Origin of the sequence: Rhodoferax sp. (assembly GCF_010365055.1) — a bacterium.
In the GTDB taxonomy this organism is placed as follows: Bacteria; Pseudomonadota; Gammaproteobacteria; order Burkholderiales; family Burkholderiaceae_C; genus Rhodoferax.
In genome coordinates this window covers 1-6,479 of the sequence record NZ_JAAFHA010000146.1, presented here as the reverse complement: position 1 = coordinate 6,479, position 6,479 = coordinate 1, and the positions used below count along the sequence as shown (strand labels likewise).

Genomic DNA, 6,479 nt, shown 5'->3' with positions numbered 1-6,479 from the left:
TTTGCGTACCATGGCCGCGTCAAGGCGCTGGCAGATGCAGCACGTGAAGCTGGCTTGCAGTTCTAAGCAGATCGGAAATTAAGATGGCTAAAGTTCAAGCGAAGATGCAGGGTAAGGCCGTAGGGCCTGAAGATGGCCTGCGCGAGAAAATGATCGCGATCAATCGCGTCACCAAAGTCGTCAAAGGGGGGCGAATTTTGGGTTTTGCTGCCTTGACGGTAGTAGGCGACGGCGACGGCAGCGTTGGCATGGGTAAGGGGAAATCAAAAGAAGTTCCTGCGGCCGTACAAAAAGCCATGGAAGAAGCTCGCAGAAACATGACCAAAATAACGCTCAAAAACGGGTCAATTCATCATAAAGTGATGGGTCAACACGGAGCGGCTTCTGTCATGATGGCGCCAGCACCCAAGGGTACTGGCATTATTGCGGGCGGTCCAATGAGGGCTGTCTTCGAGGTCATCGGTATCACCGACATCGTGGCAAAAAGTCATGGTTCATCTAATCCCTACAACATGGTTCGTGCAACACTTGATGCACTGTCTCATGATAGGACTCCTTCTGCCATTGCAGCTAAGCGCGGCAAGACGATTGAAGAACTATTTGTATAGGCAGGCGGTTCAAAATGACTACACAACAAACAATCAAAGTTCAGCTGATTCGTAGCCCTATTGGCTGCCAGGAATCGCATCGTGCCACAGTCCGTGGCCTTGGCCTTCGGAAAATTCGCAGCATTAGCGAATTGGTGGATACGCCCGAAGTCCGTGGGATGATTAACAAGATCAGTTATTTGATCAAAGTGCTCTAAGAGGTTGACGATGGAACTTAATGGCATTAAACCCGCAGACGGCGCAAAGCATTACAAGCGTCGCGTTGGTCGCGGCATCGGCTCCGGCATCGGAAAAACGGCAGGTCGGGGACACAAGGGACAGAAGTCTCGTGCTGGTGGCTACCACAAAGTTGGTTTCGAGGGCGGTCAGATGCCCATGCAGCGTCGCCTGCCGAAACGAGGGTTCAAGTCGCAATTGCTGAAGTTCAACGCAGAAGTTACGTTGAGCGCCTTGGAGCAGTTGGGGGCTAGCGACGTGGATTTGGTTACGCTAAAGCAAGCCGGGCTTGTGGGCGAGCTGGCTAAGGTCGTAAAGGTAATCATGACCGGCAGTATCACCAAAGCCGTGAAGCTCACAGGTGTTGGTGCGACAGCGGCGGCCAAGCTGGCTATTGAGACTGCTGGCGGTAGTCTCGCGTAAGTTGGTATTTGAAAGTAACTACAAGTGGCAACTAACGCGACACAACTGGCAAAGAATGGCAAATTTGGCGACCTGCGCCGACGGCTTGTCTTCCTGTTGCTTGCCCTGGTTGTGTACCGCGTGGGCGCTCATATCCCTGTCCCAGGCATCGACCCGGTTCAGCTAGCGCAGTTTTTCAAGGGTCAGCAGGGCGGTATCCTGGGCATGTTCAACATGTTCTCGGGGGGCGCGTTGTCGCGCTTCACTGTCTTTGCGTTGGGCATCATGCCGTATATATCGGCGTCGATCATCATGCAGTTGTTGACGTATGTTCTGCCAGCTTTCGAACAGTTGAAAAAAGAAGGCGAGGCTGGGCGGCGCAAGATTACGCAGTACACCCGCTACGGGACACTTGGACTGGCATTATTTCAATCAATGGGAATCGCCATCGCGCTTGAAAGCTCACCGGGGTTGGTGATTGCGCCAGGATTCGGGTTTCGCATGACGGCGATCGTGACTCTAACGTCGGGTACTTTGTTTCTGATGTGGTTAGGCGAGCAGATAACCGAGCGCGGTTTGGGCAATGGTATTTCTATACTTATTTTTGGCGGTATAGCTGCGGGCCTACCGAATGCTATTGGTGGGCTACTTGAACTCGTGCGAACGGGGGCGATGAGCATTATTATTGCCCTCTTCATAGTAATTTTGGTTGCGCTGGTTACATATTTTGTTGTGTTTGTTGAGCGCGGGCAGAGAAAGATTTTGGTCAATTACGCAAGACGACAAGTCGGCAACAAAGTTTATGGGGGACAGTCATCGCACTTGCCCTTAAAACTGAACATGGCAGGAGTAATCCCGCCGATTTTCGCTTCGTCGATTATTTTGTTGCCGGCGACGGTCGTGGGCTGGTTTAGCGCCGGCGAATCCATGCGCTGGTTGAAAGACATCGCTGGGTCTCTCACTCCAGGGCAGCCGATATATGTCATGCTTTACGCTGCAGCAATTATATTTTTCTGCTTTTTTTATACGGCATTGGTATTTAACAGCCGTGAAACGGCTGACAATTTGAAAAAGAGTGGTGCCTTTATTCCAGGTATTCGGCCTGGTGACCATACTGCCAAGTACATTGACAAGATTTTGCTCCGTCTGACTTTTGCTGGCGCTATCTACATCACCATGGTGTGTTTGTTGCCCGAGTTCCTGATTTTGAAGTACAACGTACCGTTTTACTTCGGTGGAACATCTCTCCTGATTATTGTGGTTGTGACGATGGATTTCATGGCACAGGTTCAGAATTACATGATGTCGCAGCAATATGAATCGCTGTTGAAGAAGGCTAATTTCAAGTCTTCATAAGGCGATTGGTAAATATGTCAAAAGACGATGTTATTCAGATGCAGGGAGAGGTGGTCGAAAACCTGCCCAATGCAACTTTTCGTGTGAAGCTTGAAAATGGTCATGTCGTATTGGGCCATATTTCAGGGAAGATGCGCATGCACTACATTCGTATTCTTCCAGGGGATAAGGTCACGGTTGAGTTGACGCCTTACGATTTGAGTCGGGCAAGAATCGTATTCAGGGCTAAATAGCGGTAATGCTGTTTGTGCCGTGCGACTTGATGTCGAATTATTAAATATTGTTTTAGGAGAATGAAATGAAAGTTTCTGCTTCAGTCAAGAAAATTTGTCGCAACTGCAAAGTGATTCGGCGCAAGGGCGTCGTGCGTGTGATCTGTACCGATCCGCGTCATAAGCAGCGCCAAGGTTAATTGCAAGAGTTTTAGAGGACGAAAATGGCACGTATCGCTGGCATCAATATTCCGCCGCAACAGCATTCTGAAATTGGCTTAACCGCCATCTTTGGAGTCGGTCGCAACCGCGCTCGCAAGATTTGCGATGCTTGTGGCATCGCTTACTCCAAAAAAGTCAAGGATTTGACCGATTCGGACCTGGAGAAAATTCGCGATCAGGTTTCGCAATTTACCATTGAGGGTGATTTACGTCGGGAGACAACGATGAACATCAAGCGATTGATGGATATCGGTTGTTACCGAGGTTTCCGTCATCGTCGCGGCTTGCCCATGCGTGGGCAGCGTACACGCACCAACGCGCGCACCCGCAAGGGACCGCGCAAGGCCGCCCAGTCACTGAAGAAATAACAGGCATTGAAAGATCACCATGGCAAAAGCTCCCGCCAGTAATGCGGCCCAACGTGTTCGTAAGAAAGTTCGTAAGAATGTTGCGGACGGCATCGCGCACGTACACGCTTCGTTTAACAACACCATCATCACAATCACGGATCGGCAAGGTAATGCTTTATCGTGGGCGTCCTCCGGTGGTCAAGGTTTCAAAGGCTCCCGCAAATCCACGCCATTCGCGGCTCAGGTGGCTTCGGAAGTGGCTGGTCGTGCTGCCATTGAGCAGGGCGTCAAGAATCTTGACGTTGAAATCAAGGGCCCAGGTCCTGGCCGGGAATCTTCGGTCCGCGCTCTAGCTGCCCTCGGCATTCGCATCAACATGATTGCCGACGTGACGCCAGTACCGCATAACGGATGCCGCCCGCAGAAGCGTCGTCGTATTTAAGTAGTTTTTTTAAACAAGCCCACCGCCACAAGCCCAGCGCTAGTGGCTCCCGTGCTGACGTACGGCAGATGACATAAAGGAAGTTCAAGTGGCACGTTATCTCGGCCCCAAGGCCAAATTATCCCGCCGTGAAGGCACTGACCTGTTCTTAAAGAGCGCTCGACGCTCGATTGGCGACAAAGCAAAATTTGACTCCAAGCCAGGCCAACACGGACGCACATCAGGTGCACGCACATCCGATTTTGGTCTGCAACTTCGCGAGAAGCAAAAAGTCAAACGAATGTATGGAGTTCTTGAAAAGCAGTTTCGTCGTTATTTCGAAGAGGCCGACCGCCGCAAAGGCAACACCGGTGCAAATCTGCTGTCTTTGCTGGAATCTCGTCTTGACAACGTGGTTTACCGCATGGGCTTTGGCTCGACCCGCGCTGAAGCGCGTCAATTGGTTTCCCATAAAGCCATGACCGTTAACGGAAAGTCAGTCAACATTCCATCGTACATGGTCAAGGCTGGTGACATGATCGCTGTGCGTGATAAGTCCAAGAAGCAGAATCGAATTGTGGAGGCGCTTCAACTCGCTCAGCAGGTTGGGATGCCGGCTTGGGTTGAAATCAATGTTGACAAAGCTGAAGGCACCTTCAAGTCGGTTCCTGATCGGGACCAATTTGCCGCCGATGTCAATGAATCACTGATTGTTGAGTTGTATTCACGTTAATAGCGCGATCTGTACGATCTTATTTGAAATTGTTCCTGAGACGTACAAATGCACGTCCCAGGTGCTTCGTCAACCTTACCGGTGTAACGAGCCGGGGGTATTGAGAGGGAGTTCCCATGCAAAATAGTTTATTGAAACCCAAGGCCATCAACGTTGAGCAATTGGGTGGAAATCGCGCCAAAGTTGCGCTTGAGCCCTTTGAACGCGGCTATGGTCACACGCTGGGCAATGCATTGCGGCGGGTTTTACTGGCATCAATGCCTGGTTATGCGGCGACTGAAGTGACCATCGCCGGCGTCTTGCATGAGTATTCCTCTATCGACGGCGTGCAAGAAGACGTCGTCAATATTTTGTTAAATCTCAAGGGCGTCGTGTTCAAGCTTCACAATCGCGATGAGGTGACTCTGAGCCTGCGTAAAGACGGTGAAGGACTTGTTACCGCTAGTGACATTCAGACGCCCCACGACGTCGAGATTATCAATCCTGATCATGTGATTGCACACTTGTCGCAAGGCGGCAAGTTAGATATGCAAATCAAGGTTGAAAAAGGCCGCGGATATGTACCGGGAACGATGCGGCGTCATGGCGATGAGCCAACCAAGTCCATCGGACGTATCATTTTGGATGCGTCTTTTTCTCCCGTAAAACGTGTTAGTTACACGGTTGAGAGTGCACGTGTTGAGCAACGCACGGATCTTGACAAGTTGGTTGTCGATATTGAAACCAATGGTGCCATTTCTGCAGAAGATGCCGTTCGCGCATCCGCTAAAATTCTCGTCGAGCAATTGGCTGTGTTTGCGCAGTTGGAGGGCAGCGAGTTGGCTGCATTCGATGCGCCTTCGCCCCGAGGTAGCACCCAGTTTGATCCTATTTTGCTGCGCCCTGTGGATGAGCTTGAGCTCACGGTTCGTTCGGCGAACTGCTTGAAGGCGGAAAATATCTACTATATTGGCGACCTCATTCAGCGCACGGAAAACGAGTTGTTGAAGACACCAAATCTGGGCCGCAAGTCGCTCAACGAAATCAAGGAAGTGCTGGCTTCCCGCGGTCTGACTTTGGGCATGAAGCTCGAAAGTTGGCCACCAGCCGCTCTCGAAAAGCGTTAAAATACTTCGCCCTGCAAAGGGACTCAGTGCCACGGGCAGTACCTGATACGGCTGTCTGTTACATAAATCAAGGAAAGCACCATGCGTCACGGACACGGACTACGTAAACTTAATCGCACCAGCGAGCATCGCTTGGCAATGCTGCGCAACATGATGAACTCGCTCATTGAGCATGAAGTTATAAAAACGACACTGCCCAAGGCTAAAGAGCTGCGTCGTGTAGTCGAACCGATGATCACTTTGGCTAAGGAAGCCACTGTTGCTAATCGTCGCTTGGCTTTTGATCGGCTGCGTGATCGGGAGAGCGTTGTCAAGTTGTTCAATGACTTAGGCCCCCGTTTCAAGACCCGTCCCGGTGGCTACACTCGTATTTTGAAGATGGGATTCCGCGTTGGTGACAATGCTCCCATGGCCTTGGTCGAGTTGGTCGATCGTCCTGAGTTGGTAGAGGCTCTGGATGACGCGAAAGCCCAAGATTAATCGAGTATAATTGAATTAAATATCGCGCGATGGAGCAGCCTGGTAGCTCGTTGGGCTCATAACCCAAAGGTCGTAGGTTCAAATCCTACTCGCGCAACCAATAGATACGGGGCTTTCCCCGTAAGTAAACGCCCACTAACAGTGGGCGTTTTGCTTTTTGACTCAAATTTGGCCCGTGAAATCTCAAAACGACTGGGTGTGACCAGCGGCGTCATCAGACCTATCGCCTTGGCGTCCGACAGCTTGTTCAAACTTTGACGCCATCACCACGACGCCGCGTAATCAAGCTGTAAGCGGGTGGCCATTACACCTTGACGCCAGTGGTGCCGTGATGGCACGAGGTCGCAGTTAAGGATTTGTCGGCTGCCAGCGA

The 6,479-nt window shown here is 51.1% G+C and carries 12 protein-coding genes and 1 tRNA gene; all 13 read left to right on the top strand.

Translation table 11 applies throughout. The features are described from left to right. Positions 1-66, top strand: a 66-nt coding sequence (locus GZ093_RS19635) for a 50S ribosomal protein L18 (RefSeq protein WP_296489317.1), incomplete at its 5' end; no start/stop codon positions are given. Positions 67-83: 17 nt separating this feature from the next. Then, a complete protein-coding gene (gene rpsE / locus GZ093_RS19630) occupies positions 84-608 on the top strand; it encodes a 30S ribosomal protein S5 (protein ID WP_296489316.1) in 525 nt (174 codons plus the stop codon). A 14-nt stretch (positions 609-622) separates the two neighbouring features. Next, a complete protein-coding gene (gene rpmD / locus GZ093_RS19625; RefSeq protein ID WP_296489315.1) occupies positions 623-805 on the top strand; it encodes a 50S ribosomal protein L30 in 183 nt (60 codons plus the stop codon). 10 nt (positions 806-815) lie between these two features. Next, positions 816-1,247, top strand: coding sequence for a 50S ribosomal protein L15 (rplO, locus tag GZ093_RS19620; RefSeq protein WP_296489314.1), 432 nt, complete (start codon positions 816-818; stop codon positions 1,245-1,247). Between the two features lie 24 nt (positions 1,248-1,271). Then, positions 1,272-2,582: a preprotein translocase subunit SecY gene (gene secY, locus GZ093_RS19615; RefSeq protein WP_296489312.1), complete on the top strand. Its 1,311-nt coding sequence runs from the start codon at positions 1,272-1,274 to the stop codon at positions 2,580-2,582. 14 nt (positions 2,583-2,596) lie between these two features. Continuing rightward, positions 2,597-2,815, top strand: coding sequence for a translation initiation factor IF-1 (gene infA / locus GZ093_RS19610; protein ID WP_007869286.1), 219 nt, complete (start codon positions 2,597-2,599; stop codon positions 2,813-2,815). Positions 2,816-2,880: 65 nt separating this feature from the next. Beyond that, positions 2,881-2,994, top strand: a complete 114-nt coding sequence (gene rpmJ, locus GZ093_RS19605) for a 50S ribosomal protein L36 (protein WP_084795560.1) — start codon at positions 2,881-2,883, stop codon at positions 2,992-2,994. Positions 2,995-3,018: 24 nt separating this feature from the next. After that, complete coding sequence (gene rpsM / locus GZ093_RS19600; RefSeq protein ID WP_296489304.1) at positions 3,019-3,384, top strand: 30S ribosomal protein S13; 366 nt, start codon at positions 3,019-3,021, stop codon at positions 3,382-3,384. Positions 3,385-3,403: 19 nt separating this feature from the next. Further along, positions 3,404-3,808 carry a 30S ribosomal protein S11 gene (gene rpsK / locus GZ093_RS19595; protein ID WP_011466464.1) on the top strand — a complete coding sequence of 135 codons (405 nt, stop codon included), beginning with the start codon at positions 3,404-3,406 and terminating at the stop codon, positions 3,806-3,808. Between the two features lie 88 nt (positions 3,809-3,896). Beyond that, the gene (gene rpsD / locus GZ093_RS19590; RefSeq protein ID WP_296489302.1) at positions 3,897-4,520 is read left to right on the top strand and encodes a 30S ribosomal protein S4; all 624 of its coding nucleotides are present in this window, start codon (positions 3,897-3,899) and stop codon (positions 4,518-4,520) included. A gap of 116 nt (positions 4,521-4,636) precedes the next feature. After that, positions 4,637-5,626: a DNA-directed RNA polymerase subunit alpha gene (gene rpoA / locus GZ093_RS19585; RefSeq protein WP_296489300.1), complete on the top strand. Its 990-nt coding sequence runs from the start codon at positions 4,637-4,639 to the stop codon at positions 5,624-5,626. Between the two features lie 81 nt (positions 5,627-5,707). Then, the gene (gene rplQ, locus GZ093_RS19580) at positions 5,708-6,106 is read left to right on the top strand and encodes a 50S ribosomal protein L17 (protein WP_296489298.1); all 399 of its coding nucleotides are present in this window, start codon (positions 5,708-5,710) and stop codon (positions 6,104-6,106) included. Between the two features lie 23 nt (positions 6,107-6,129). Continuing rightward, positions 6,130-6,206, top strand: a tRNA-Met gene (locus GZ093_RS19575). Positions 6,207-6,479: the final 273 nt, after the last annotated feature.

Bases quoted from the DNA above. Each gene is read 5' to 3' on its own strand.
- rpmJ (WP_084795560.1), top strand. From the start codon at position 2,881: ATGAAAGTTTCTGCTTCAGTCAAGAAAATTTGTCGCAACTGCAAAGTG.
- rplQ (WP_296489298.1), top strand. From the start codon at position 5,708: ATGCGTCACGGACACGGACTACGTAAACTTAATCGCACCAGCGAGCAT.
- infA (WP_007869286.1), top strand. From the start codon at position 2,597: ATGTCAAAAGACGATGTTATTCAGATGCAGGGAGAGGTGGTCGAAAAC.
- rpsE (WP_296489316.1), top strand. From the start codon at position 84: ATGGCTAAAGTTCAAGCGAAGATGCAGGGTAAGGCCGTAGGGCCTGAA.
- rpmD (WP_296489315.1), top strand. From the start codon at position 623: ATGACTACACAACAAACAATCAAAGTTCAGCTGATTCGTAGCCCTATT.
- rpoA (WP_296489300.1), top strand. From the start codon at position 4,637: ATGCAAAATAGTTTATTGAAACCCAAGGCCATCAACGTTGAGCAATTG.
- rpsM (WP_296489304.1), top strand. From the start codon at position 3,019: ATGGCACGTATCGCTGGCATCAATATTCCGCCGCAACAGCATTCTGAA.
- rpsK (WP_011466464.1), top strand. From the start codon at position 3,404: ATGGCAAAAGCTCCCGCCAGTAATGCGGCCCAACGTGTTCGTAAGAAA.
- rplO (WP_296489314.1), top strand. From the start codon at position 816: ATGGAACTTAATGGCATTAAACCCGCAGACGGCGCAAAGCATTACAAG.